Source organism: Actinospica durhamensis, assembly GCF_018139695.1.
Classification (GTDB): Bacteria; Actinomycetota; Actinomycetes; order Streptomycetales; family Catenulisporaceae; genus Actinospica; species Actinospica durhamensis.
The window spans coordinates 1-24,022 of the sequence record NZ_JAGSOG010000048.1 but is presented as its reverse complement, the minus strand read 5'-3'; the positions used below and the strand labels follow the sequence as shown (position 1 = coordinate 24,022).

Annotated in this window: 19 protein-coding genes; 8 read left to right on the top strand and 11 right to left on the bottom strand. The window is 71.2% G+C overall.

Annotated features, from left to right (window positions below):
- The first annotated feature begins 178 nt into the window (after positions 1 to 178).
- The gene (locus KDL01_RS12610) at positions 179 to 1,909 is read left to right on the top strand and encodes a DUF885 domain-containing protein (RefSeq protein WP_212528633.1); all 1,731 of its coding nucleotides are present in this window, start codon (positions 179 to 181) and stop codon (positions 1,907 to 1,909) included.
- Between the two features lie 137 nt (positions 1,910 to 2,046).
- The gene (locus tag KDL01_RS12605; protein ID WP_212528632.1) at positions 2,047 to 2,376 is read left to right on the top strand and encodes a hypothetical protein; all 330 of its coding nucleotides are present in this window, start codon (positions 2,047 to 2,049) and stop codon (positions 2,374 to 2,376) included.
- A gap of 146 nt (positions 2,377 to 2,522) precedes the next feature.
- Here the strand turns inward: KDL01_RS12605 and KDL01_RS12600 are convergent, their stop codons facing one another.
- Positions 2,523 to 4,946 (bottom strand): beta-glucosidase family protein, encoded by a 2,424-nt coding sequence (locus KDL01_RS12600; RefSeq protein WP_212528631.1) that lies wholly within the window; start codon positions 4,944 to 4,946, stop codon positions 2,523 to 2,525.
- Between the two features lie 191 nt (positions 4,947 to 5,137).
- Positions 5,138 to 6,157: a LacI family DNA-binding transcriptional regulator gene (locus KDL01_RS12595; RefSeq protein ID WP_212528630.1), complete on the bottom strand. Its 1,020-nt coding sequence runs from the start codon at positions 6,155 to 6,157 to the stop codon at positions 5,138 to 5,140.
- 137 nt (positions 6,158 to 6,294) lie between these two features.
- Between KDL01_RS12595 and KDL01_RS12590 the strand changes: the two genes are divergently transcribed.
- The 4 genes from KDL01_RS12590 (at position 6,295) to arfA (ending at position 11,097) form a co-directional block, all read left to right on the top strand.
- Entirely contained in the window at positions 6,295 to 7,590 is a 1,296-nt protein-coding gene (locus tag KDL01_RS12590; protein ID WP_212528629.1) for an ABC transporter substrate-binding protein, read from the top strand.
- An 11-nt stretch (positions 7,591 to 7,601) separates the two neighbouring features.
- Positions 7,602 to 8,618: a carbohydrate ABC transporter permease gene (locus tag KDL01_RS12585; RefSeq protein ID WP_212528628.1), complete on the top strand. Its 1,017-nt coding sequence runs from the start codon at positions 7,602 to 7,604 to the stop codon at positions 8,616 to 8,618.
- Positions 8,618 to 9,511, top strand: coding sequence for a carbohydrate ABC transporter permease (locus KDL01_RS12580; protein WP_212528627.1), 894 nt, complete (start codon positions 8,618 to 8,620; stop codon positions 9,509 to 9,511). Before KDL01_RS12585 ends, KDL01_RS12580 begins: the two co-directional genes overlap by 1 nt.
- Positions 9,512 to 9,588: 77 nt before the next feature.
- A complete protein-coding gene (gene arfA, locus KDL01_RS12575; RefSeq protein WP_212528626.1) occupies positions 9,589 to 11,097 on the top strand; it encodes an arabinosylfuranosidase ArfA in 1,509 nt (502 codons plus the stop codon).
- Between the two features lie 38 nt (positions 11,098 to 11,135).
- Here arfA and KDL01_RS12570 read toward each other — a convergent pair whose 3' ends face one another.
- The 3 genes from KDL01_RS12570 to KDL01_RS12560 form a co-directional block, all read right to left on the bottom strand.
- Positions 11,136 to 12,194: a LacI family DNA-binding transcriptional regulator gene (locus KDL01_RS12570; protein ID WP_212528625.1), complete on the bottom strand. Its 1,059-nt coding sequence runs from the start codon at positions 12,192 to 12,194 to the stop codon at positions 11,136 to 11,138.
- Between the two features lie 241 nt (positions 12,195 to 12,435).
- Positions 12,436 to 13,218, bottom strand: a complete 783-nt coding sequence (locus tag KDL01_RS12565) for a GNAT family N-acetyltransferase (protein WP_212528624.1) — start codon at positions 13,216 to 13,218, stop codon at positions 12,436 to 12,438.
- A 193-nt stretch (positions 13,219 to 13,411) separates the two neighbouring features.
- The gene (locus KDL01_RS12560) at positions 13,412 to 14,317 is read right to left on the bottom strand and encodes a LysR family transcriptional regulator (protein ID WP_212528623.1); all 906 of its coding nucleotides are present in this window, start codon (positions 14,315 to 14,317) and stop codon (positions 13,412 to 13,414) included.
- Between the two features lie 189 nt (positions 14,318 to 14,506).
- On the opposite strand from KDL01_RS12560, the gene KDL01_RS12555 reads away from it, so the two are divergent.
- Entirely contained in the window at positions 14,507 to 15,649 is a 1,143-nt protein-coding gene (locus KDL01_RS12555; protein WP_212528622.1) for an FUSC family protein, read from the top strand.
- A 58-nt stretch (positions 15,650 to 15,707) separates the two neighbouring features.
- Here KDL01_RS12555 and KDL01_RS12550 read toward each other — a convergent pair whose 3' ends face one another.
- Complete coding sequence (locus tag KDL01_RS12550; RefSeq protein ID WP_212528621.1) at positions 15,708 to 16,154, bottom strand: hypothetical protein; 447 nt, start codon at positions 16,152 to 16,154, stop codon at positions 15,708 to 15,710.
- Positions 16,155 to 16,573: 419 nt separating this feature from the next.
- On the opposite strand from KDL01_RS12550, the gene KDL01_RS12545 reads away from it, so the two are divergent.
- A complete protein-coding gene (locus tag KDL01_RS12545) occupies positions 16,574 to 16,852 on the top strand; it encodes a hypothetical protein (protein WP_212528620.1) in 279 nt (92 codons plus the stop codon).
- Between the two features lie 187 nt (positions 16,853 to 17,039).
- Here the strand turns inward: KDL01_RS12545 and KDL01_RS12540 are convergent, their stop codons facing one another.
- From KDL01_RS12540 to KDL01_RS12520, 5 genes are all read right to left on the bottom strand, one after another.
- The gene (locus tag KDL01_RS12540) at positions 17,040 to 17,540 is read right to left on the bottom strand and encodes an NUDIX domain-containing protein (protein WP_212528619.1); all 501 of its coding nucleotides are present in this window, start codon (positions 17,538 to 17,540) and stop codon (positions 17,040 to 17,042) included.
- A gap of 162 nt (positions 17,541 to 17,702) precedes the next feature.
- The gene (locus tag KDL01_RS12535; RefSeq protein ID WP_212528618.1) at positions 17,703 to 20,762 is read right to left on the bottom strand and encodes a CHAT domain-containing protein; all 3,060 of its coding nucleotides are present in this window, start codon (positions 20,760 to 20,762) and stop codon (positions 17,703 to 17,705) included.
- 1 nt (position 20,763) lies between these two features.
- Entirely contained in the window at positions 20,764 to 22,344 is a 1,581-nt protein-coding gene (locus tag KDL01_RS12530; RefSeq protein WP_212528617.1) for a CATRA conflict system CASPASE/TPR repeat-associated protein, read from the bottom strand.
- Positions 22,331 to 22,696, bottom strand: a complete 366-nt coding sequence (locus KDL01_RS12525; RefSeq protein WP_212528616.1) for a CATRA system-associated protein — start codon at positions 22,694 to 22,696, stop codon at positions 22,331 to 22,333. The genes KDL01_RS12530 and KDL01_RS12525 overlap by 14 nt, the downstream gene beginning before the upstream one ends.
- A 70-nt stretch (positions 22,697 to 22,766) precedes the next feature.
- On the bottom strand, positions 22,767 to 24,022 hold a 1,256-nt coding region (locus tag KDL01_RS12520), incomplete at its 5' end, for a CHAT domain-containing protein (protein WP_212528615.1).

The window sequence follows — 24,022 nt, the reverse complement described above, 5'->3', positions numbered from 1 at the left end:
CATGCCTGCCCGCGAGGCTGCCGTGGACGCCGATCTGGACACCCTTCCTGACGGGGCCTTGTCTGCGAAATGCGGGATGCGGGATGGGGATACGGGATGCGATAGCCGCGATCGACCCCGGGTAATAACCCGCTGCCACCTCTGGACCGTACTCGTGTTCGTACGGCACGATACGTTGATGACCGACCTGAATCCTCGCCAGATCGCCGACGCCTGTCTCGACGCCCTGTGCCGGCTCGATCCGATCCTCGCCACTTCGCTCGGAGTGAACCTCGACGACGATCGGCTGCCTGACTATTCTCCCGCCGGAGCCGACGCCCGCGCCGAGCTGCTCCGCGCCACCCTCGACGATCTCGAGCGGTCCACGGCCGCGGGTCTCGCCGCCGATCCGGCCGAGGCGCAGTGCGCCAGGCTGCTGCGTGAGCGGCTGTCCGCGACGCTGGCCCAGTACGACGCCGGGGATCACCTGCGAGCCGTGGGCAACCTGCATTCTCCGGTGCACTCGGTGCGCAGCGTCTTCGTCGCCATGCCCGCCGCGACGGAGGCCGACTGGTCGGTGATCGCCGGGCGTCTGCGTCGCGTGCCGGAGGCGCTGGCCGGATACCGGGCCGCGCTCGCCGCGGGCGTAGAGCGCGATCTCAAGGCCGCGCCGCGGCAGGTCGAGGCGGTGCTCGGCCAGTTGGCCACCTGGCTGGGCGAGGGCGAGGACGGTCAGGCCGCTGCGGGAGCCGAAGACGGCGAAGGCGAAGGCGACCCGAGCTGGTTCGAGGTGTTCGCCGCAGGGGGTCCCGAGAAGGTGCGTCCCGAACTCGCGGAGGCCGCGCGCATCGCGGACAGCGGCGTGCGGCAGCTGCGCGACTGGCTGCGCGACGAGTATGCCCCGGCCGTGCAGGGCACTGCGGACGCCGTCGGCCGGGAACGCTATCTGCGCTCGGCCCGCGCGTACACCGGCGCGGACGTGGACCTGGACGAGGCCTACGCCTGGGGATGGGCGGAATTCCACCGGATCAGCGCGGAGATGCGGTCCGTGGCCGAGCAGATCCTGCCCGGGGCCACCGCGCTCGAGGCGATGACCCACTTGAACGAGCACGGCCACGCGATCGAGGGCGCGGAGGAGGTGCGCGTATGGCTGCAGGAGCTGATGGACCAGGCGATCCGGGACTTGGACGGCACGCACTTCGACCTGGCCGGTCCGATCCGGAAGGTGGAGGCGATGCTCGCTCCGGCCGGCAGCGCCGCCGCCCCCTACTACACCGCGCCGTCACTCGACTTCGCCCGGCCCGGGCGCACGTGGCTGCCGACCCTGGGCCACACCCGGTTCCCGACCTGGGGCCTGGTCTCCACCTGGTATCACGAGGGCCTGCCCGGCCATCACCTGCAGCTGGCGCAATGGACGCTGCTGGCCGACCAACTGTCCCGGTATCAGGTCACGATCGGCCGCATCAGCGCCAACAGCGAAGGTTGGGCGCTGTACGCGGAGCGGCTGATGGACGAACTCGGCTACCTCGGCGACCCGGCCGAACGCCTTGGCTTCCTCGACGCCCAGCTGATGCGGGCGATCCGGGTGATCGTCGACATCGGCATGCACCTGGAACTGCGCATCCCGCAGGACGCGGACTTCCACCCCGGCGAGAGCTGGACACCGGAGCTGGCCCGCGACTTCTTCGGCCGCAACAGCGGGCGCCCCGGCGAGTTCCTGGACAGCGAACTGATCCGCTACCTGGGCCTGCCCGGCCAGGCGATCGGCTACAAACTCGGCGAACGCGCCTGGCTGGCCGGCCGCGAGGCCGCCCGCGCCGCGCACGCCGAGCGCGGCGAGGAGTTCGACCTGAAGGCCTGGCACATGAAAGCCCTGTCGCTCAGCCCGCTCGGCCTGGACGACCTGGTCCCGGCGCTGTCCCAGCTCTGACGGCGGTCGGACTGGCACGGTCGCACGTACGAGCCCCTCGCCCGCCCCGAGGGCCGCTGGCCACTTTGCCGGCCTGCCGACCCCCGTCTGCCTTGTCTGAGGTGCAGCGACCCGGATGCTCTGCGCAGAATTGCGGCATGCGCAGACCAGACCCTCTGCTGGAGGCGATCTCGAAGGACGCGTCCGGTGAACACGCTCGGAGCGACCCGTACCGGGTCTCGGTCTTGGTCGGAGGTGCCCTGTTGACCGGTTACGTGTTCAGCTCGGGTGCCTTCGTGGACGATGCACTGCCCGCGGACCTCGCTGCGGCTTATCGGCAGCAGCGGCTGGAGGATGACGCGGCGGAGTACCTGCATCTGCACACGGACGAGACGCGGCAGGGTGCGGCTGATGCAAGCATGATGGACGTGCGCATTCCGCTTGATCGCGTCGACGCCTGGTGGATCGCCACTCCGATTGCCACGTGACGAGCCACCAACGGCCACCAAAGGCCACCAACGGCCACCAACGGCTCCAGGCCGAGCCGGAAACACGACGCCCGGCACGGTGACGGGCGCCTATGGATACGGTGCAAGCCGGCGCTCGTTCGCGCCGGCTTGCACCGAGTCTTGGGTCAGCCTTCGACAATGCTCACCGTCGGCTGGAACGCGCGGTCGAAGCCGACCTCGCGTCGGGCGCCGGTCAGGTGGGCGGTGAGCCGCGCGCGGATGTCGGTGCTTGAGGCGCCGACCCAGAGTTCCACCTCGCCCGGCTCGACGATCCGGCGGCCGGCGCGGCCGGTGTACGAGGTCGCGTCGGCCGGCAGGTCGATGACGACCGTGCGCGTCGTGCCCGGCTGCAGATCGATCCGCGGGGCGGCGATCAGCTGCTGCACGGGGCGGGCCACCTCGGCCTGCGGGTCGTGCAGGTAGACCTGGACCACCTCGCTGGTGGCGGACGCGCCGTCGTTGCGGAGGGTCACCGCGAGCTGCAGCGTGCCGTCGGTCGGCCACGCCTCGCCCGCCGGGAGCACCGGGTCCGTCCAGACCGCCGGGTTGTAGGACAGGCCGTGGCCGAAGGGGTAGAGCGGCGTCGGGTCCACCGTGCTCACGTCGCTGCGCTGGGCCAGGGTGGAGGCGAGGTACGTCGAGGGCTGGTTCGCGCCCTCCGCCGGGAATCCGATCGGGAGCCGGCCGGACGGGTCCACCCGTCCGGACAGCACGTCCGCCAGCGCGTTCGCGCCCTCTTCGCCCGGCAGGAAGCCGCAGACCACGGCGGCGAGCCGGTCGGCGTACCGGGACAGCTCGTACGGACGGCCCACCAGCAACACCAGGACGACCGGCGTTCCGGTGTCCAGCAGTGCCTCGAGCAGCTCGCCCTGGCGCCCGGGCAGGCGCAGGTCGGAGGTGTCGCAGCCCTCGCCGGAGGTCCCGTTGCCGAACAGGCCGGAAACGTCGCCGAGCACTGCGACGCACAACTCGGCCTCGCGCGCGGCCGCGACGGCCTCGGCGATCTGGCGGTCGCCCAGTTCCCGCAGCGCCTCGTCGTCCACGGCGTCGGGTGCCGCGCCGCCCTCGGCCGCCGCGCGCTCGGCCCGCAGCCGCACGGAGCTCTCGGTGTCGGGGACCGGGCAGCCCTGCGCGTAGCTGATCCGGTATCCGGCCGGGTCGGCCTGCAGCGCCTCGAGGACGGTGCGCGACTCGACGCCGAGCGCGAGGTCCGGGTGGTGCACGCCGATGTGCCGGGGGAAGGAGTAGCAGCCGAAGACGGCGTCCGCGACGTGCGCGCGCGGACCGACGACGGCCAGGCGGCTGCCCGCGGCCAGCGGCAGTGCGCCGCCCTCGTTGCGCAGCAGCACGATCGCGCGCCGGGCCAGGCGCCCGGCCAGTGCGCGAGACTCGTCGTCGTCGAGCCGCTGGTCGACCTCGGAGAGGATCGGGGCTTCGGGCGACCAGTCCGCGTCGAGCAGTCCGAGGTCGCACTTCTGGGTCAGCACCCGCTCCAGTGCCAGGTCCACCAGCGCGATGTCCGCCTCGCCCGACTCCAGCGCCTCGATCAGCGGCGTGCCGAAGCAGTCCACGGTCGGCAGTTCGACGTCGATGCCCGCGGCCAGCGCCTGCACGGCGGCCTGGGCCTTCGTGCCCGCGGTGCGGTGCAGATTGAGCAGGAACGCCACGGAGAAGTAGTCCGACACGACCGTGCCGGTGAAACCGTAGGTTCCGCGCAGCAGGTCGGTCAGCAGCGCCGGGTCGCCGGCGACCGGTACCCCGTCGTTGTCGGAGTACGAGTTCATCACCGAACGGGCGCCGGCGTGCAGCGCCATCTCGAACGGCGGCAGGATCACGTCAGCCAGCTCCCGCGGCCCGATCGAGACGGGGGCGAGGTTGCGTCCCGCGCGCGAGGCGCTGTAGCCGGCGAAGTGCTTGAGGGTCGCGACGACTCCGGTGGACTCGAGGCCGCGCACGTACGCCGCGCCGAGCGTGCCGACGAGGTACGGGTCCTCCGCGATGGTCTCCTCGACCCGGCCCCAGCGCAGATCCCGCGCGACGTCGAGCACCGGGGCCAGGCCCTGGTGCACGCCCAGCCGTCGCAGGCTCGCGCCGATCCGTTCGCCCACGCTGCGCACGAGTTCCGGGTCGAAGCTCGCGCCCCAGCACAGCGGCGACGGGTAGATCGTGGCCTGCCACGCCCCGAGACCGGTCAGGCACTCCTCGTGCACCAGCGCCGGGATGCCCTGGCCGGCTTCGGCGAGCTCCCGCTGCGTGTTGGCCACCGCGCGCGCCCCGGCCACCGGGTCCACCGGCGCGGTGCCGAACGGGCGGGTGAGCTGCCCGATGCCGTCGCGCAGCACGTCGGACCAGTCGGCGGGAGGCAGCTCCGAGGAATGCTGGAACGGCGCCACCTGCCCTGAGGTGGCGTCGGCGCCCACCCACACCCCGTACAGCTGCGCCACCTTCTCCCGCACCGACATGCGCGATATGAGGTCTTTGACCCGATCTGCCGTCGGGGCGGTCGAATCGCGCCACGGCTCGGTGAGAGCGGTTACTTCTGTAGCCATGTGCGGCTGTCCTTAATCGGGAGGCGTGGCCTCCCGTCCGGGGTGGAGCCGGGCGCCCGAGTGGTCCGGGTGCCCGCGTGAGGTGCGGTGTGGTGCCGCGGGTTTCGGCTTCGGGCTCCGGCGCCCGAGCACGCGAACGCGGCCCGGGCGCCGGAGCCCGGACCGCGGCTGCGGCCGGGTGCCGGGGTGGGTCAGGGTGCGCTGCGCGGCGGGGCGCTCGACGCGCGCACGACGAGTTCGGTGGCCAGGGTGAGGTGCGTGTGCTCCACGGGCTGCTCGCGGATCAGCCGGATCAGCAGTTCCACCGCGCGCTCGCCCATCGTCCGGATGGGCTGGTTGACGGTGGTCAGCGGCGGGACGCACAGCGCGGACTCGGGGATGTTGTCGAATCCGACGACCGAGACGTCCTCGGGCACCCGCAGCCCCAGCTGCTGCGCGACTTCTATCGTCGCGATCGCCGTCACGTCGTTCGCGGCGAACACCGCGGTCGGACGCTGTGGACCGGTCAGCAGCTCCTGGGCCACGAGCCGCGACAGGTTCGGATCGTACCCGCCGACGCGCACCAGAGTGTCGTCGACCGGCACGCCGGCCGCCGCCAGCGCCTCGCGGTAGCCCTGCTCGCGCAGCTGCGCGGACTCGAGGTCCGCGCGGCCGGCCAGCATCCCGATCCGCCGGTGCCCGAGGCCCAGCAGGTGCTCGGTGGCCAGGCGCCCGCCGCGCAGGTTGTCCGCGTCGACGCTCGGAAGGCTCGAGGATCCGGTGTGCGGATCGACCGCGACCACGGGCGAGCCGTACTGCACGTCCACGACCGTGGGCGTCACCAGCACCGCGCCGTCCACCAGCGTGCCGCTCAGCCGCGAGAGGTATCGTTTCTCCCATCCCCCCACATCGCCGGGGCGGCCACCCGCGCTGTAGACGACCAGCTCGAAGCCGCTGCCGCGGATCGCGTCCGCCGCGCCCTTGAGCAGCTCGGTGCTGAACGGCTCGAGGTCCGCGACCAGTATGCCGATCACGTTCGTGCGGTGGTTGCGCAGGCTCTGCGCGACCAGGCTCGCCTCGTAGCCGAGCTCGCGGATCACGCCCTGGACACGGGCCATCGTCTCCGCCGCCACGCCGTAGCGGTCGTTGATGACCTTGGACACGGTGGCGACCGAGACGCCGGCTTGCTCGGCGACGTCGCGGATGGTGACTCGGGCTCTGGGCTGCTGCACGGCGCCACCCTAGCGTTAGAAATCGTTATCGACAACGATTGACAAGATCGGCAGACGGCGCGCAGACTCATCGCCAGTCCCCCCGATGCCCTCTTGGGCCAGGTGTGACATCGACAACGGATCAGGGAGTTTCCACGATGACGAGGAAAACGCGCGGCGCTATGGCTGCCGCGATCGCCTTGGGCACTGCGCTTGCGGCCACCGGTTGTGCCGGTGGCAGTAGCGGTGGCGGCGGCGGTTCGGCCGACGGCAACGTGACGTTGACGGTCTGGCAGAACTCGACCACCGGCCCGGGCCAGGATTACTTCCTGAACGCCGCGAAGGCCTACCACGCGCTGCACCCGAACGTCACCGTCAACATCGTGACGATCCAGAACGAGGACCTGGACGGGAAGCTGCAGACCGCGCTGAACTCCAACTCCGCACCGGACATCTTCCTGCAGCGCGGCGGCGGCAAGATGCAGTCGATGGTCGACGCCGACCAGCTCCAGGCGCTCAACCTCTCCGCGACGGACAAGTCGAACGTGTCCTCCGCCGCGCTGGCCGCCGACACGATCGACGGCTCGGTCTACGCGATGCCGCTCGACACCCAGCCCGAGGGCATCTACTACAGCAAGACCCTGTTCCAGCAGGCCGGGATCACCTCGACCCCGACCACGATCGCCGAGCTCGAGACGGACGTCGCGAAGCTCAAGGCGCAGAACGTCACGCCGATCGCGGTGGGCGCGAAGGACGCGTGGCCGGCCGCGCACTGGTACTACAACTTCGCGCTGCGCGAGTGCAGCCAGGCGACGATGGCGAGCACGGCGAAGTCGCTGTCGTTCACCGACCCGTGCTGGACCAAGGCCGGCCAGGACCTGTCCTCGTTCCTGGGCGTCAACCCGTTCCAGAAGGGCTTCCTGACCACCTCCTCGCAGCAGGGCGCGGGCTCGTCGGCCGGTCTGGTCGCGAACCACAAGGCCGCGATGGAGCTCATGGGCAACTGGGACCCGGGAGTGATCGCGAGCCTGACCCCGAACCAGCAGCCGCTGCCGGACCTGGGCTGGTTCCCGTTCCCGGCCGTCGCGGGTGGCCAGGGTGACCCGAGCGCGATCATGGGTGGCAGCGACGGGTACTCGATATCGAAGAACGCCCCGTCCGCGGCCTTCGGCTTCCTCGAGTTCCTGGTGACCACGCCCCAGCAGGAGGCCTACTCGAAGGCGCTCGACGCGATCCCGGTCAACCCGGCCGCGCAGTCGGCGGTGACCGAGTCCTACAACGTCTCCTCGATGCAGGCGGTCAACAAGGCCTCCTACTCGATGATGTACCTCGACACCGAGTTCGGCCAGAACGTCGGTAACGCGCTGAACACCGCCGTGGTCAACCTGATGGCCGGCCAGGGCTCGCCCGCCGCGATCGTCGCGGCCGCGAACAGCGCAGCGGCGAAGGGCTGAGCGGACACACGATGAGCAACTCCCTGGGTACTGACACGGTCTCCGACCGGCAGTCGCAGGGCACGGTGCGGGGCGAGGGCGCGAGTGCGCCTTCGCCCCGGCCGCGGGTGGCTGCGCGCCGCCGTGGCCGTGCCCGGATGCGTCTCGAGATCACGGTGCTCTCCGCACCGGCGATCCTGATGTTCGTGGCGTTCGTGATCTTTCCGGTCATCCTCGCGGCGTACTACGGCTTCTACCGCTGGCACGGGTACGGTCCGGCCACCGACTGGGTCGGACTGAACAACTACAAGCTGATCTTCACGGACCCGGCGTTCCAGCAGGTGCTGTGGCACAACGGGGTCATCCTGGTGCTCTCCCTGGTGATCCAGGGACCGGTGGCGATCATCCTGGCGCTGCTGCTGAACCAGAAGATCCGCGGGCGCTCGGTCATCCGGGTGCTGATCTTCGTGCCGTACGTGATCTCCGAGGTCATCGTCGGCACCGGCTGGTCGCTGATGCTCCAGCAGAACGGCGCGGTCAACGACCTGCTCTCGCACATCGGGCTCGGCTCGCTGCAGAAGGACTGGCTCGCGGACCCGAAGCTGGCCATCTGGACGCTGATGGCGATCATCTCGTGGAAGTACATCGGCTTCGCGGTGATCCTGATGCTCGCGGGGCTGCAGTCGATCCCGGACGAGCTGTTCGAGGCCGCCGCGCTCGACGGCGCGTCCTACTGGCAGGTCCAGCGCCGGATCACGGTGCCCCTGCTCGGTCCGACGATCCGGATCTGGGGCCTGCTCTCGATCATCGGCTCGCTCCAGCTGTTCGACCTGGTCTACATCATCTGGGGCGAGTACGTCTCAGGCACCGCCGGCACCTCGACCATGGCGATCTACATGGTCCAGCAGGGCCGGGACGCGGGCAACTACGGCTACGGCAGCGCGGTCGCGGTCGTGATGTTCCTGATCTCGATGGTCATCGCGCTGATCTACCAGCGCCTCGTGCTGCGCCGCGACCTCAAGGGCGCCGTCACTGAAGGAGCGAGCTGATGAGCACGTCGACCTATCTCCCTCGCTCCTCCGCGGCGCGCGCCAAGAAGCGCGGCAGCGGTGACGCGGAGCGGCCGCACAAGTGGGGCAACCCGATCACCTACCTGGTCGCGCTGCTGTTCATCGCGGCCTGTATCGCCCCGGTGCTCTACATCGTGGTCGGCGGGTTCCGTACGAACGCGCAGATCTCCACGAGCCCGGCCGGCCTGCCCCATCCCTGGGTGTTCAGCAACTACACCAATGTCTTGTCGTCATCCACGTTCTGGGGTGAGTTCGGCAACTCGTTGGTCGTCGCGCTGGCGTGCACCGTCGGGGTCGTGGTGCTGGGGCTGATGGTCTCGTTCGTACTGGCGCGCTACGACTTCAAGCTCAAGGGCGCGATGTACTCGCTGTTCGCGGCGGGCCTGATGTTCCCCATGGTCATCGCGATCACCCCGCTCTACATCGTGATCAAGGACCTGGGCCTGATCGACAACCTCGCCGGGATCATCATCCCGGAGATCGCCTTCGGCCTGCCCACGACCATCATCATCCTGGTCCCGTTCCTGCGCGCGATCCCGAAGGAGCTCGAGGAGGCCGCCTCGCTCGACGGCACCAGCCGCATCGGCTTCTTCGTCCGCATGGTTCTGCCCCTCTCGCTCCCGGGCGTGGCCACCGTCGGCATCCTCACGTTCATCGGCAGCTGGAACAACTACGTCCTGCCGCTCTATATCCTCAACTCGCAGGCGAACTACACCCTGCCGCTCGGCGTGCAGCAGTTCTCCTCGCAGTACTCCGAGGACACGGCGAAGGTCCTCGCGTTCACCTCGCTCGCGATGCTGCCCGCGCTGATCTTCTTCTCGATCTTCCAGAAGCGGATCGTCGGCGGCCTCACCGGCGCGGTCAAGGGCTGAGCCTCGGCCGGCCGAACCCGTCAACACCGCTTCCGCCCTCGCCGCCGCACCGGCGGGGGCAGGAAAGGATTACTGCGATGCCCACTGCGCACATCGAACTCGACCGGCGAGCCGTGATCGCACCGGTCAACCGCCGTACCTTCGGCTCGTTCGTCGAGCACCTCGGCCGCTGTGTGTATGACGGGCTCTATGAGCCCGGGCATCCGAGTGCGAACGAGGACGGGTTCCGGATGGACGTGGTCGAGCTCGTCCGGGAGCTCGGCAGTTCGACGGTGCGCTACCCGGGCGGCAACTTCGTCTCCGGCTTCCGCTGGGAGGATTCGGTCGGTCCGCGCGAGCAGCGCCCGGTGCGGCGCGATCTGGCGTGGCATTCGCTCGAGCCGAACCAGGTCGGTCTGGACGAGTTCGCCAAGTGGCTCAAGCTGACCGGCTCGGAGCTGATGCTGGCGGTGAACATCGCGACCCGGGGCATCTTGCCGGCGCTCGATCTGCTCGAGTACGCCAATCACCCGTCCGGCACGGCGCTCTCGGACGCGCGGGTGGCGAACGGCTCGGTGGAGCCGCACAACGTGCGGATGTGGTGTCTGGGCAACGAGATGGACGGGCCCTGGCAGACCGGTTTCATGACGGCGGAGGACTACGGGAAGATCGCCGCCCGTACCGCCGCGGCGATGAAGATGGCCGACAAGAGCCTTGAGCTCGTGGTCTGCGGTTCTTCCGGCTCCGGGATGCCGACGTTCGGCGACTGGGAGCGCACGGTCCTCGAGCACTGCTACGAGCACGTCGACTACATCTCGTGCCACGCGTACTACCAGGAGCTCGACGGGGACCTCGGTTCCTTCCTCGCCTCCGCGCTCGACATGGACTTCTTCATCGACACCGTCGTGGCCACAGCGGATCACGTGGGGTACAAGAAGCGCTCGGACAAGAAGATCAACATCTCCTTCGACGAGTGGAACATCTGGTACGTCAAGGAGCACATGGAGGCCGAGGCGGCCGATCAGTCCGCCAAGGAGTGGCGTTACGCGCCGCGGCTGCTCGAGGACAAGTACTCGGTGGCCGACGCCGTCGTAGTCGGCAACCTGCTGATGACGCTGCTCAAGCGGAGTGACCGCGTCACCTCGGCGTCGCTCGCGCAGCTCGTCAACGTGATCGCGCCGATCATGACCGAGCCCGGCGGGCCGGCCTGGCGCCAGACGACCTTCTACCCGTTCTCCATCACCAGCCGCCTCGCCTCCGGTGAGGTGATCCGGCCCGTGATCCAGACCCCGACGTATCAGACGACGCGCCACGGCGAGGCAGCCCTCGTCGACGCCGTCGCCACTGTGGACGAGGACCGCGCCGCCGTCTTCCTCGTCAACCGCGACCTGACCGAGACCGCGCAGATCACGATCGACGTGCGCAGCCTGGGTTCGACGCGCATCCTCGAAGCGGTCACGCTCGCCGACGCCGATGTGTACGCCAAGAACACCCTCGAGCAGCAGGATCGGGTGACGCCGTTCGCCAACGCGAGCGCCGTGCTGGCCGACGGCGTGCTCAGGGTCGAACTCCCACCGGTCTCGTGGACGGCGATCGCGCTGCACTGACCCGGCAGCGCGGTCTCACCGTGCCGGAGAACGACGGCTCAGGCTTTCGACGGCGGGGCGGTGCTGGCGCGCACGACAAGCTCCGTGGCCAGTTCGATCCGCGTGGCCGCCCGGGTGCGCTCGTCGCCCCGCGCGAGACCGATCACCATGTGCAGCGCGGCGGCGGCCATCTCGGCCAGCGGCTGGCGGATGGTGGTCAACGGCGGCCCGACCCAGCGTGCGACGGGCAGGTCGTCGAAGCCGACCACGCTCAGGTCCTGCGGAATGCGCAGGCCGAGTTCCCTGGCCGCCTCGTAGACGCCGAGTGCCTGCAGGTCGTTGCCGGCGACCACGGCGGTGGGCCGGTCCTCGGATCGGAGCAGCTCCTTGCCGAGCCGGTGTCCCTCGTCGTGGTGGAACTCCCCGGCCACGACCAGTTTCGGATCGAAACGCAGGCCCGCGGTCTCCAGCGCCGCCCGGTAACCGTCCAGGCGCGCCCTGCTGCACAGCATCCGGCTGGGCCCGGCCACGACGCCGATGCGCCGATGGCCGAGTTGGATCAGGTGCCGGGTCGCGGTGAGCCCGCCCTGCCAGTTCGTCGCCCCGACGGTGGGAACGTCCACGTCGAGCTCGCCGTCCGGATCGATCACGGCGAACGGGATGCCCCGGGTCGTCAACTGCCTGCACTGGGCGGCCTCGAGCTTCGAGAGCACGAGCAGGACGCCGGTCGGGCGCCGCGCGAGCACCCCGTCGAGCCAGGACTGGCCCGGCGTCGAGCGTCCTTCGGACTGGGAGAGCACCAGGCTCAGCCCTTCCTCCTGCGCGACCTTCTCCGCGCCGCGGATGACCTCGAGCGACCACGCGCTCTGCAGCTCGTGGAACACCAGATCGAGCAGGGGAGCCGTGCGCGGGCCGCGGCGCCGGTACCCGTACTCCCGCAGCACCGCCTCGACGCGCTCGCGGGTGGCGGCGGCCACGTCCCCCTTGGCGTTGAGCACCTTCGAAACGGTCGAAGCCGAAACCCCGGCCGCGCGCGCGATGTCCGCCAAGGTCGCAGCCCCGCGAATCGGCTCGCCGAGAGGTCCGGCAGTCGGCTTCACGGGGGTTGCATAGGGCATCACACGATGAATCGTAACATCTACATCTTCATTCACATCCGGCGCATACCGCGGGCCCGCGCCCGGTTGGATGCCGGAGCGCGGGCCCGTGGTGCGTGGCTGATCGGGTGTCAGGCGAGGTAGCCGTCGGTGGCCGTTCGGCTTGCCGGTGCGGTGGTGCCGTCACAACGCCCGGTCGACTCAGTGTTCGGCCGACTCAGTGCTCGGTCGAGTCAGAATTCGGCCAACTCAGTGCTCGGCCCTACTCCTTGGCGATGAACACCATCTCGCCGGAGCTCCGGTACCCGATCGACGCGTACATCCGCTCCTGGGCGGGCCCGGCCGGTGACAGCCAGGCGCACTCCAGTCCGAGATCGAACGCGGCCCGGCTCAGCACCCCGGTGACGGCGGCTCCGATGCCCCGGCGCCGAAACGCCTCGCGCACCGCGATCCCGCCGATCTCCGTGGTCCCGGCCCTCGGTGCCCCGAAGTTGCCCGCGCCCATCGGCGCTCCCGCGTCCGGGGTTCCCGGCGCCGCGCAGGCCAGCACCGCCGCGCCGCCCCGGGCGATCCCACCGCGTAGCCCTTCGACCTCGCGGCCGAAGTCCACGCCGGCCGGATCGCCCTGGAACGCCTCGTACTGGGTCAGCGCCACGCCGTGCAGTTCCTCGTCGGTCGCGGAGTCGTCGAGCACGTGGAACGCGACCCCCGGGACCTCCAGCGGCCAGGCCAGGTCCGCCGGGACGATGAGCATGAACGGCAGGCGCTGCTCGACGGTGAACCCGGCGGCCAGGAGCGCCGGCTCGACCAGTGCGGCGCCCTTCCGGGCGAACTCGAGACGCGGCATGCGGCCGCGCGCCTCGAACGCCGCTATCAGCGCGCTGATGTCCTGCGGCGTCGGGTCGGCGTCCGGCTCCGGGACCGCGTAATTCAGGAACTTGAGATCGTTGTCCGCGTCGAACCCGATCATGAAAGGACCGCACGCCTCGTGGACCCGGCGGTTGGCCGCGTTGCCGTAGAGGAAGGCGTTGATCAGAGATTCCAAGGTTTTCGGTTCCCCACCTGCTGAGCGGCCGCCTGGAGCGGCAAGGCCAGGATTCACAGAACAGGCCAGCAAACTACCAGCGGCGCGCGGACCGGGTCGAGGTGAATACGGCCCCTGCGTACAGGGCTCGGCGACGCCCGCGCACTCGCCACTCGTCACTCGTGGAGTCCGCCCGCTCTCGCATCGAGCGGTGTCAGGGAAGCTCGGGCGCGAGGGCCGTGACCGCGTCGCGGAAGGCGGTCACGGCGGGCGAGGCCCACCGCTCCTGGCGCCAGGTCAGTCCCAGGACCCGGGAGGCGTCCGGCGCGACGAGCGGGATGTAGCGCAGCCAGGGTTCCGCCGAGTCGTCGATGTTGCCGTCGTACGTGCGCGAACGGGGGAGCACCGCCACGCCGAGGCCCACGGCGACCAGCCCGCGCAGAGCGGGCACGTCGTCGCTCTCGAAGGCGATCTGCGGCTCGATGCCGGCCCGCTGCCACATCTGCTCGGTGGACTCGCGCAGACCGGTGCCCTGCCTGGTGGCGACGAACGGCCCGGTCCCGGCGTCCTCGATCCGCACCCGCCTGCGGTGGGCGAGCCGGTGGCCGGCCGGGACCGCGAGGTACAGGTGCTCGGTACGCAGCGCGCGCCAGGCCAGCCCCGGATCCGCGGGACGCGGTGAGGTGATCACCAGGTCCACCTCGCCGCGCTCGAGCGCCTGCAGATTGGCCGAGTTGCCGCCCTGCACGAGATGGAAGCGCACGTGCGGATGCTCGGCGCGGAAGGACAGCAGCAGGCGCGGCACCAGCCAGTTGCCCACGGTGTAGAGGAACGCCAGCGCCACGGTCCCGGTCTGCGGACTGGCCAACTCGGCGACCGCGCGCCGGCCCGCCTCGTCCTCGGCCAGGATGCGTTCGGCGTGTGTGAGGAAGGCCCGGCCGAACCGGTTGAGCGCGAGCACGCGGCCGTTGCGGTCGAACAGCGGAGCGCCGAGTTCGGCCTCGAGCCGGGCGAGCGCGCGGGAGAGCCCGGGCTGGGACAGGCCGAGTTCCGCCGCCGCCTGGCCCATGTGCCCCGTCTCGCACAGCGTGGCGAACCAGCGGAGCTCCTCGATCTGCATACTCCGGATCATCTCATGCGCATCGCGCATCGATACGTGCCGATTGAAGCATTGGACGCATCTGTGGCCCGCGTGTCAGCCTGGAAGCGCCTCGGAGAACCGGCGGGTCTCACTCGCCGACCGGGGCGGCCCGAAGGCGTGTCGTATCGCTGAGTCGATCGGCTGAAGCGAAACCGCCGGAGGAGAACTTTGTCCACATACTCGGAAACCTTCCGGGCCCTGCGCCCGACGGCCCAGGTCGTCTCGGTACGGCGTGCGCACGTCGAGGTACGCCGCGGCGCGCGGCTCGGGGCGGGCGTGATGGTCCCGCTGGCCCTGGGCGTCTCGCTGGGACACCCGCAGTTCGGCGTGTTCGCCGCGCTCGGCGCCCTCACCTCCGGGCTCGCCGCGACCACCCGGGCCCGGCCCGGCCAGCACGCGCGCGCCGTACTGCTGAGCAGCCTGGGCATGGCGGTGTCGGGATTCGCCGGCGCCACCCTGGCCGACCGGCCCTGGCCGCTGCTCGCGGCCCTGATCGTGACGACCTACGCCGCCGGCCTGTGCGGCCAGTTCAGCCAGCGGGTCGGCATCGCGGGCCTGCAGTGGCCGGTCGCGCTGCTGCTCGCGTCGACGGCGACCGGACACCCCTGGCTGTGGGCGACGCTGCTGCTGTCCGGCGGCGCATGGCAGGCCCTGCTGACCGCGATCGACCGCCACGGCGAGCCCGAGCCCGAGTCAGGGTTCGTGTCAGGGTCAGGGTTCGTGTCAGGGTCGGGGTTCGAGTCAGAGCCGGAGTTCGAGGATGCGGCAGCCTACTCGGCGGGTCGGGCGCGGACGCTCCGGCGGCTGGTCGCCAGGGCTTCGATCGGCCTCGACCCCCGCGCCGAGCCGGGCCAGCACGTGCTGCGCCTGACCGTCGTCGTCGCACTCACCGATGTCGTCGCCGTCCTCGCCGGGCTCCCGCACGGGTACTGGGCGGCGATGACCGCGCTGCTGGTGCTCAAGCCCGGCCACGCCGCCACCATCCGGCGCAGCCTCGACCGCATCGGCGGCACCGCCTGCGGCGTCCTGCTCGGCGTCCTGCTGGCCGGCCTCGCCGAGGCCGGCGCGGTGCCCTTCCTGCTCGTCGCCGCGGGCACGGTCTGGCTGGCCTACGCCGTCTTCAGCGCGAACTACTTCGTGTTCTGCGTCTTCCTCAGCGGCTTCGTCGTCCTGCTGCTCGACCTGCTCGGACACAGTGCGCCGGACGTCGCCCTCTCCCGCCTCGTGGCCACGGCCCTCGGTGGAACCATGGCCCTGGCCGCGTCCCACCTGCGCACCTCGACGGCGTCGGCGCGGCTCGAGGAGTGCTGAGCGGCCCGCCGAGTGTCAGAGCTCTTTCAAATGTGGTGTGGTGCCTTCCGCGTCGGCGTCAGATGCCGCGGGCGAAGAGCGTGCGGGTGGTGCTCGCGCGGTCGAAGCGGTCGCGCGAGTCGCCCAGGGTCGCCTCGACGCGGACCAGGCCGGGGGTGAACTGCTCGTTGCGGCGGTCGGTGCCCAGCGTCAGGCGCCAGCCGTGCGCGGACCCGCCGCAGTTGACGTTCACCACGCGGGTGGCCTCGACCTGCTCGCGGCGGTCCTGGCCGATCACGGTGACCCGCAGCTGCTCGGTGCCGCGCCGCTGACCGCACTCGTACACGCCGCCGACGGTCACCTGGCCGTGGAAGACGGAGGCGGAGTCGGCGGAGACCCGGGCAGACGAGGAGTCGGCCAGGGCAGGCCCGGCCGCCACCGCGAACGCGGCGACGGCGAGGACGGGCACCGCGGACCAGCGGGCGGTCTTGACGGCAACGGCCTTGGCGGAGACAGAAATGCCCATGGTAAAGCCCTCCTGGGATATTCATACACTCTTGGGTTCCGGCCACGCTTTCCGCGTGGTGTTCGTCTGAGTCATTTATTGCAGAGTTGCCGCCCGATTACTCATTCATCGCGCAGGCCAGCGCGTCGCCAGACGGTATAGAATGGTGAAGTGCGGTAGGAAGCTGAGAAGACGGGTTCTCCACCGATTTCGTGGCCTGCGCCTCGATGTACGCGCAGGCTGAATCAGTAGTCCGTGAACCGCTCTAGCGAGATTCTCAGATTGCTATCAGGTCTCTCTCGACCAGTTCTTATCCCAGTCGTCCACGAACGGGTGAGACCGGGCTCCGGAGCGCGTGGCGCGCCTTGGCCTGCCCTGCCGCGCCACCCGGATGGACGGCCGGTGTGCCGCATCGGCGCGTGGCGCCGGAAGGTATAGGCATGACGAACTCCGATAGCGCGACATTCATGCTCGACTTCCGCATGGTGAAGGCCGGCGCCGTGCTCGCGAGCGCCGGACTCATGGTGGCGACCGCGGGTACGGGCCTGGTGGGCCTGGCACTCACGCGTGCCGCGCGCGAGTGGCTGAGACGAAGCGAGGTCTCACCCACCGCCGTGGCCACGGACAAGATGCGCCAGGCGCGGCACGCGACCACGACCGGCGCCCGCGCCTGGCGGGACTACCAGTTGGCCGGCGCCAACGGTGCCAGCAGGCACTGAGAGCCCCGCCCGACACCGCCTCACGTGCCGGCCGGGGCCGCCGGAGGTCGGTAATGGCCTGGTGCTGCGCGCTCTTACTCGGGAGCGCGCAGCACCAGGCCACACGCATGGGCCAGGCGGCGGCCGCCAGCGCGGGAGCGATCAGCAGGACGTGCGTCGGAAGGGGGTCTCGCCGCGGGTGCGGCGGTCAGCCGAGCCCTTCGGCCAATCCACGGACGCGGTCGCGGATGCGGTCGCGGTCCTCGGGGAACATCCCGTCCCAGTGCCGGTCCAGGGACAACCAGTCGGCAGGCTGTCCGGATTCGGCCGCGAGCGGGGTCGAACGGTCGACCACCGCCGTATAGGACAGTCCGAGAGTCGGCAGCCAGTCCGCGCGGTAGGAGCGTACGCTCACCGCCGCCGGCACCGGGTGGAGTTCGGCCCGGATCCCGGTCTCCTCGAACAGTTCCCGGATCGCGGCCTCCCGAGGCGTCTCACCCCAGTCGACCCGGCCGCCCGGCGGGACCCAGCCCCGCCAGCGGTGCCGGACCAGCAGGACGTGGCCGAAGCCGGGATCAGTCACCCAGACCTCGGCCGCGAAGGGGTCCAACGGCCGTTCGACGGCCGCCGCCAGCCAGCGCCCGGCGTCGTCGAACTCCGCCGCGGCGCACCCGGCGTCGGCGATCGCCGCGTCAACGGTCCGCTGCATCGTCACCGCACCACTCACCTGCGCCATCCTGGATAGCCCTGGCCTGAAAGAAGGCCCAGACTATCCGGTGCGACGATTCCGTTGCGCCTATCCCGATTCCCACCACGCCCGCACGTCCGGGCCTCGAAGCGGACCGCGTCACCGCATCACCCCCTCGCCGCCCTAGGCGCCGAAGTGGACGAGGTTCGCCCAAAGGCCCGGCTTGTCGGGTGCGAGGCGGTACAGCTCGGTCGTCGCCTGGTCGAGCGCGTGGGCCGGGGCGCAGCCGGCGGCGAGATGGCCGTAGAAGGCTCGGGCCAGCCGCCTGCCGATCGCGTCGGGCACGCGCCACAGTGTGCCGATGACCTCGGGGTAGCCGGCCAGCAGGAAGGCGCCGGCGATGTGGAGTGCCTCGTCCGCGTTCGCCGGGTCGGGCCTGGCGGTGTCGCACACCGACAGGTAGGCGAGTTGCGCGCCGGACAGGTCGAGGCGGGAGATGTCCCCGGCCGTCAGGAAGTCGTCCGCGTCGCTGAGCAGGAGGCTGTTATGCGACGGCGAGCGCGGGTCCAGCGTGCCGTGGCAGGCGAAGTGCGCGCGAGGATGCCGGGGCAGCTCGGCGCGGACGGCCTCGACGGTTGCGGCCGGTCCGGTCAGGATCGTCGTGCCCGTATGCAGACGGGCGACCGCCTCAGCCTCCTTTTCCGCGGAGGGAAGCCGCTCGGCCGCGTACGGCGTGTCGGAGACGCCGACCGCCAGCAGGGTCGTGTCAGCGTCCTGTGGCACTGCGCGGGCGTACGCTCTCGCGCGCCGCAGGGCGCGGATCGTCGGCGTGTAGGAGGACACGGCCCGAGCCTGCACGCTGCGTCCCGGGTCGTCGCGGTGGTGGCCGGCCGCGTGCAACGGCAGGAAGCTGAGCAGCCCGGTCGGGCACCACCACAGGCGCGGTCGCGGCGCACCCGGGTGCGGCGGCGCCGCGACGGCCAGGACCGGTTCGGCCAGGTGGTCCCAGAGCCATGCCAGCGCGTCGAGCATCGAGTCGTGGCCGTCCGGCTCGTCGAGTCGGTCCACGGTACCGAGGATGCGTGCGCCGACCTCCTCGACCGCCTCGGGGGTGAGCGCGGGCAGCGGGACGAGCGTGATGCCGGTCGGCTGCACGACGAGCGCGTCGGAACGCAGCGCGCTGACGTTGATCACCGCGATCGGGCCCAAGGCGGACGCCGCGACGAGTTCTTCGATGGTCGGCGGCAACAGGAACGTCTCGTGGCCCGGTACCAGGCGGGCCTCGTCGATCAGGGCCTGGATGGTGCGCGCCGACCGGCGCCGACGGCCACCGTGCCCGCCCGCCTCGTACGGGAGGAACGCGTCCGTCAGCGCCATGTCGTGTAGCGCCGCCGAACTCTCGGCACGCTCGCGGTGCAGGGCCGCGAGCCGTTCGCCGAGTTCCGGGGCGTCTTGCCGCAGCGCCCGTATGTCCCCGGCGAGATCCATGTCCTGGGACAGCAGGACCCCGCGGCCGAGTTCGAGGACGGTCAGCGCCGTGTCGGCGGAGCCGGTGTGCAGCTCGCACGCCGCCGCCGACATGGGCAGGCCGGAGAACTGGGCGAGCACACCCTCCTGCGCGTCCCGGCTCACCTCCAAGCCCGTCATGTCGCGAACGGCTATCAGGGTCCTCATGCAGGCCAGGCCGGCCTCGGGCCACTGCTCCGCGTCCATGGCCAGCTCGGCCCACAGCAGGCCGGCCTGCGCCCGGACGAACGGGACCAGTTCCGCGAGGTCGGCACACGCGCGCGCGGCATTGCGCGCGGCGGTGAACGCCTGGCCGCCGGCCTGGTCCCCGTACCTGGTCAGGAGGGTTCCGAGCTGGAGCAACAGCGGTCCCCGGACGTTGTCCGGCAGACCGGTGATCTCGACGGCGTCCTGGGTCGTGAGGATCGCCCGCTCGAGATGCAGGGACTCGCCGGTCTCCTCGTGACAGATCGCCAGCGCGCGAGCGTAGCGGCCGAGATGCTCCGCATGGTCGGGATCGTCCGGCCCGGACTGCCTGCGCGCTTGGGCGGCCGACTCGAGGGCCCCTTCGAGGTCGTCGACCGCGGCGGTGCGGTCGTACTCCGCCAGCCATATGTCGGCGAGGACACCGCGGTACTGCGCGGGCCGCGGGTGCGCGGGCGGCAGGCAGCCGACGGCGAAGCGCTGGAATGAAAGCGCCGTGGTCAGCAGCGAGTCGCCGCCGCCGGTGATGGCGCCGAGGTAGTAGGTCAGTGCCCGGCGTTGCAGGAATTCGTGGCGGTTTGGGTGGTTCGGGCGCGCGAGCCCGATCGCCCGGTGCGCCTCACTCGCGGCCTCCGCGAGGGTGTCCTCGTCCGAGTTGACGAAGTACATCAGGACCAGCCCGTTGGCGAGGGCCGCCACGTACTCGGGCTTCGCCTCGACGGACGCTGCTTCGCGCAGGCAGGTGACGGCGCTCTCGATCGGGAACAGGTCGGGATCCGCCTCGTAGGTGCGCAGCATCGCCGTGCCGAGAGCGTATCCGGCCTCTGCCCTGACCAGTTCGATGTCTTCGGCGAGGTCCACCGCGTCGGCCGCGGCCTCGACGGCGCATTGCAGCAAGTCCGTCTGGCGAGTCCGGGCGAACAACGCCTGGGCCGCGTGACTGAGGCCGCAGAGGTAGACGGCTTTGCGCGGGCCGGGCAGCGGGCCGTACTCGGCGGCCTGCGCGGAAGACCGCACCGCAATCGCCAGCCGCTCCACGTCGCCGTCGAAGGGGTCGAGGGCGACGAGCGCGGAACTGAGGCAGTGCAACGCCTCCGGGTTCGCGGCGTCGTCCTCCAGCACCCGCTCGCACACCTCGACGGCCCGGCGCAGTGGCGCGGCGGCCCCGGTGTCCCGATGCCGTGAGAGCAGTCCCTGTGCCAGCAGCGCGGCGCAATCGGGCCGACCCGGAAGCCGGGAGACGAGCGGCTCGAGCAGGCCGACGATCTCGCCGAGTGCTTCGGCGCGCGCCGGGTCCGCATAGCCGGACGGCAACGGCACGCCGAGCTGATCTACCGGCTTGACCTGGTCGCACGCCCCGGTGACGATCGCTTCGAATACGACGTCTCTGAGCGAAGCACCCCTTGAGGGGTCCAGGAACTCGTAGCGCAGATACAGCAGGGCGGCGAGGCGGACGACCGAAGCCGGGTCGGTTTCCCGACAGGCAGACCTGGCGGCGAGAATCGCGCCGTCGACCTCGTCGACCGGGTCCATGTCAGCGTCTCCGTATCTTCGTCATCACGAAGTAGGCGGTCACGGCGAGAGCGAAAGCCGCGCCGGAGACCGCGCCGGTGGTCCCCGTCGGGCTGAGGGAGCCGAGTCTTACGTTCCCGACGAGCGAGAGGGCGAGCCAGCTCGCGGCCGCGGCCGCCGCGCCCCACGCCGACACGTCGAGCCAGGACAGCACCCGGGAGCGCCCGATGAGCAGGACTCCGAACACCCGGGTGGAGAGCGCGAGTGTCAGCGAGCTCAGGAGCGCGGTGAGAGCGGGCGCGGCCTGCGCCCGGACCGCCGGGTGGTAGCCCAGCGCCTGGATCGCCGTCAGCGCCATCAGGATGGAGCCGGTGATCGCCGTCTGCAGGACGGTGAGCCGTTCCTGTCTGCTGCGGGCCGCGCTCTCCCGCTCGCCGGCGATCCGCCGCACGACCTGGTCGGCGAAGGAGGTGACGTCGCGGGCGCGTTCCCTCGCGGCGTTCAGGTAGGCGATGTCGTCGGCGAGGCGGTGTTCCAGCCAGACGGCCAGCCCCCGGTCGTCGGCGAACAGCGTCTGCGTGTCGTCGGCCGCGACCTGTCGGCCGAGCACGGCCGCCATGTTGCCGTGGATGATCTCGACCGTCCGCAGCATCTCGCACATCCGGGTCACGGTGACCACCACCCCGGTCTCGGCGGCGAGCAGGGCCGTGATCCGGCCGGTCGAGCTGAGTATGCCGCCGCCGTCCGGATCGTCGGCGTCCACCGCGCCGGTCGGCAGCAGCGCGATCAGGGCGTCGACGGCGGAGTCGACGTCCTGGCGCAGCCGCCGCGGGTGGGCGCCGTCGGCCCATACCCGCAGTTCGTAGCGGAGTCTCGCCGTGTGCTGGAGGTAGCGGGCGAAGGGCGTGGCGGCCAGGTCGCCGCGCGACCATGCCCACGCGCTCAGTTCGGCGTCGCGCCCGGGCTTGGCCAGGAGCACGATGCGCCGCGCGATGCGCGCGTCGTCACGCGCGGACACCTCGCCGAGCACGATCCCGTCCCTCGTCTTCGTACCCTGATCCCAGTGCGCGGCCTCGGGCCCCAGCCGGGGGAAGGCCGACCTGAGCGACGGGCGGGCGTCCTTCGCCAGGAGCAGCCGGAAGTCCCCGATCAGCTCGGCCGGGGGCTCGCCGGCCACCTCGTCCCAGCGGGCCTCGAGCTCGGCCCAGTCGGTCGCAGGGGCCTGCGTCTCCTGCGTTCGTTCCGCTGCGGCCTGCGCCGGTTCCCGCGTCGGTTCCTGCGCCTGATCCTGCGCCGATCCGCCGGCCGGGGACAGGATCGCCGAGAGCGTCAGCAGGCCGTCTTCGCAACGCAGGATGACCTGGAAGACGCCGGCCCCGGGACGTTGGGCGGCCGCCAGGAGACCGGACCGCCCGGCCCGATCGGGCGCGGGTTCCGGGGGCGCCGTCGAGTCCGGGAACGGCTCGGTCATGCCCAGCCGCGTACGGCATCGCGACCAGACCTCGAGCAGGTATCCGTACGCTCGAACTGTGCCGGTCGTGCCGCCCGGACCGTCGGCGATCGCGACGAGGTGGACGGCGAGTTCGCATTCAGCGAGCGGCACGGGGCTGCTCATCAGGATGCTGTCGCTCAAGGCCTTCCCGCGCGACCGCGGCGGCGGACGCCTGGAGCGTGTGGACGAGTACGGCGAGGCGTTCGCGCAGAGGCTCGGGCTGTGCGACGTGATCGACGGAACCCGCCTTCACCGCCCGGAACGGCCCGATGCCCTCCAGTTCCACCAGGGCCCGCTCCATCGCGAGCCCGTGCCCGGAGGCGACCGCGGCCTCAAGTCGCCCCACGAGCTCGCCCACGACGGCCCACTGCTTCTCGGTGAGTCGCGACTCCCCCACCTCGTCCGCGAGCTCTGCGACGAGGGGTGCCAGCCGGCCTCGGGACTCTTCCCCGGCATCCACCATGGAGGGAGGATAACGCGCGGTTCGGGCGGCCGGGCGCGTTTGCGCCGGAACCCGTCGCGGGAGGCGCGTATCAGGGCCCGACGTGGACGTGCGCGGCCCATCGGGCGGGCGAGGGATTCACGGCACGGTAGGCGCGCACGGACTCGTGCAGGGCGTGGGCCGCGCCGTCGACGTCGGCCGGGCGCCGGCCGCCGTCGGTGAGCCGCTCGTAGAATCCGGCCGCGATGGACGACGCGGCGCGGTCCGAGATCGGCCACAGCGTGCCGACGACGTTGCGATACCCGGCGAGCTGGAACGCCCCGGTCATGTGCACGGCTTCGTCCGCGAGGCGCGGAATCGCGTCGCCGGTGGAGCAGGCGGAGAGGTAGACGAGTTCGGCCTCTGCCAGATCCAGCCCGGAGACCCGGCCGAGTGTCAGGGGCTTGGTCTCATGGTCATGAAGAATCAGGCGGCCGGTTTCGGGATCGGCCCAGTCGCTGACGCCGTGGCAGGCGAAATGCGCGACCGCGCAGCGCGGAAGAGCGGTCAGGACGATGTCGCGGACGGCTTGGGGGCCGGTCAGGACGAAGGCGTCGGGTAACAACGGGCGCAGGAGTCGGACCTCGGTCTCGACTCCGGGCAGAGGCGCGGTGCCGGGCGCCGCGGGCACGGCCACGATCAGCGCGTTGTCGGCGGCAGGGCGCTCGCCGGCGTGCTCGGTGGCGGCGGGCGCCTCGCGCGCGTAGCCGAGGGCGCGGATGGTCGGCGTGTAGGACGAGACCACGCGGTCCAGGACCGTGTCCGGGTCGTCGGACTCCGGCGTCAGACCGGGGTGGTGGCCCGCCGCGTGCAGGGGCAGTCCGGCGACGACGCCGACGGGGCACCACCAGATCCGCGGCCATGCCCGACCCGGCTCCGGGGCCGCGGTGTGCCCGGCCGCGGCGAGTACGGGTCCGGCCACGGCGTCCCAGAGCCACCCGAGCACGTCGTTCACCGAGGTCCCGTGCGGCGCCGTCCCCGCGCCCGCCGAGGCGGGCCTTGCCGTGCCGCGCAGGGCTCTGCGAAGGTGCAGAACCTGTTCCCGGGCCTTGTCGCTGCCGAGTCCGGGCAGCGGGAGGTGCCGGACCGGTTCCGCCGGGTCGTCCGCGAGGATCAGTGCGCTGCCGCCCTCGCGTCCGGCCATGACGAGCACGACGTGGCCGTCGCGGGCCTGGCGGCGCAGCCGGTCGATCGTCGGCACCGCCCAGAAGTCGCCGAGCCCCGGCCGCGAGCGGATCTCGGAGAGCAGCGCCTCCCATCGGCGGCCCGCCTCGCGCCGGGCGTCCGCGGGCCCCGACGCCCCCGGGC

Excerpts from the sequence above, each read along its gene's own strand:
- KDL01_RS12610 (WP_212528633.1), top strand. The coding sequence starts at position 179 with ATGACCGACCTGAATCCTCGCCAGATCGCCGACGCCTGTCTCGACGCC.
- KDL01_RS12605 (WP_212528632.1), top strand. The coding sequence starts at position 2,047 with ATGCGCAGACCAGACCCTCTGCTGGAGGCGATCTCGAAGGACGCGTCC.
- KDL01_RS12600 (WP_212528631.1), bottom strand. The coding sequence starts at position 4,946 with ATGGCTACAGAAGTAACCGCTCTCACCGAGCCGTGGCGCGATTCGACC.
- KDL01_RS12590 (WP_212528629.1), top strand. The coding sequence starts at position 6,295 with ATGACGAGGAAAACGCGCGGCGCTATGGCTGCCGCGATCGCCTTGGGC.
- KDL01_RS12585 (WP_212528628.1), top strand. The coding sequence starts at position 7,602 with ATGAGCAACTCCCTGGGTACTGACACGGTCTCCGACCGGCAGTCGCAG.
- KDL01_RS12580 (WP_212528627.1), top strand. The coding sequence starts at position 8,618 with ATGAGCACGTCGACCTATCTCCCTCGCTCCTCCGCGGCGCGCGCCAAG.
- arfA (WP_212528626.1), top strand. The coding sequence starts at position 9,589 with ATGCCCACTGCGCACATCGAACTCGACCGGCGAGCCGTGATCGCACCG.
- KDL01_RS12570 (WP_212528625.1), bottom strand. The coding sequence starts at position 12,194 with ATGCCCTATGCAACCCCCGTGAAGCCGACTGCCGGACCTCTCGGCGAG.
- KDL01_RS12560 (WP_212528623.1), bottom strand. The coding sequence starts at position 14,317 with ATGCAGATCGAGGAGCTCCGCTGGTTCGCCACGCTGTGCGAGACGGGG.
- KDL01_RS12550 (WP_212528621.1), bottom strand. The coding sequence starts at position 16,154 with ATGGGCATTTCTGTCTCCGCCAAGGCCGTTGCCGTCAAGACCGCCCGC.
- KDL01_RS12545 (WP_212528620.1), top strand. The coding sequence starts at position 16,574 with ATGACGAACTCCGATAGCGCGACATTCATGCTCGACTTCCGCATGGTG.
- KDL01_RS12540 (WP_212528619.1), bottom strand. The coding sequence starts at position 17,540 with ATGCAGCGGACCGTTGACGCGGCGATCGCCGACGCCGGGTGCGCCGCG.
- KDL01_RS12535 (WP_212528618.1), bottom strand. The coding sequence starts at position 20,762 with ATGGACCCGGTCGACGAGGTCGACGGCGCGATTCTCGCCGCCAGGTCT.
- KDL01_RS12525 (WP_212528616.1), bottom strand. The coding sequence starts at position 22,696 with ATGGTGGATGCCGGGGAAGAGTCCCGAGGCCGGCTGGCACCCCTCGTC.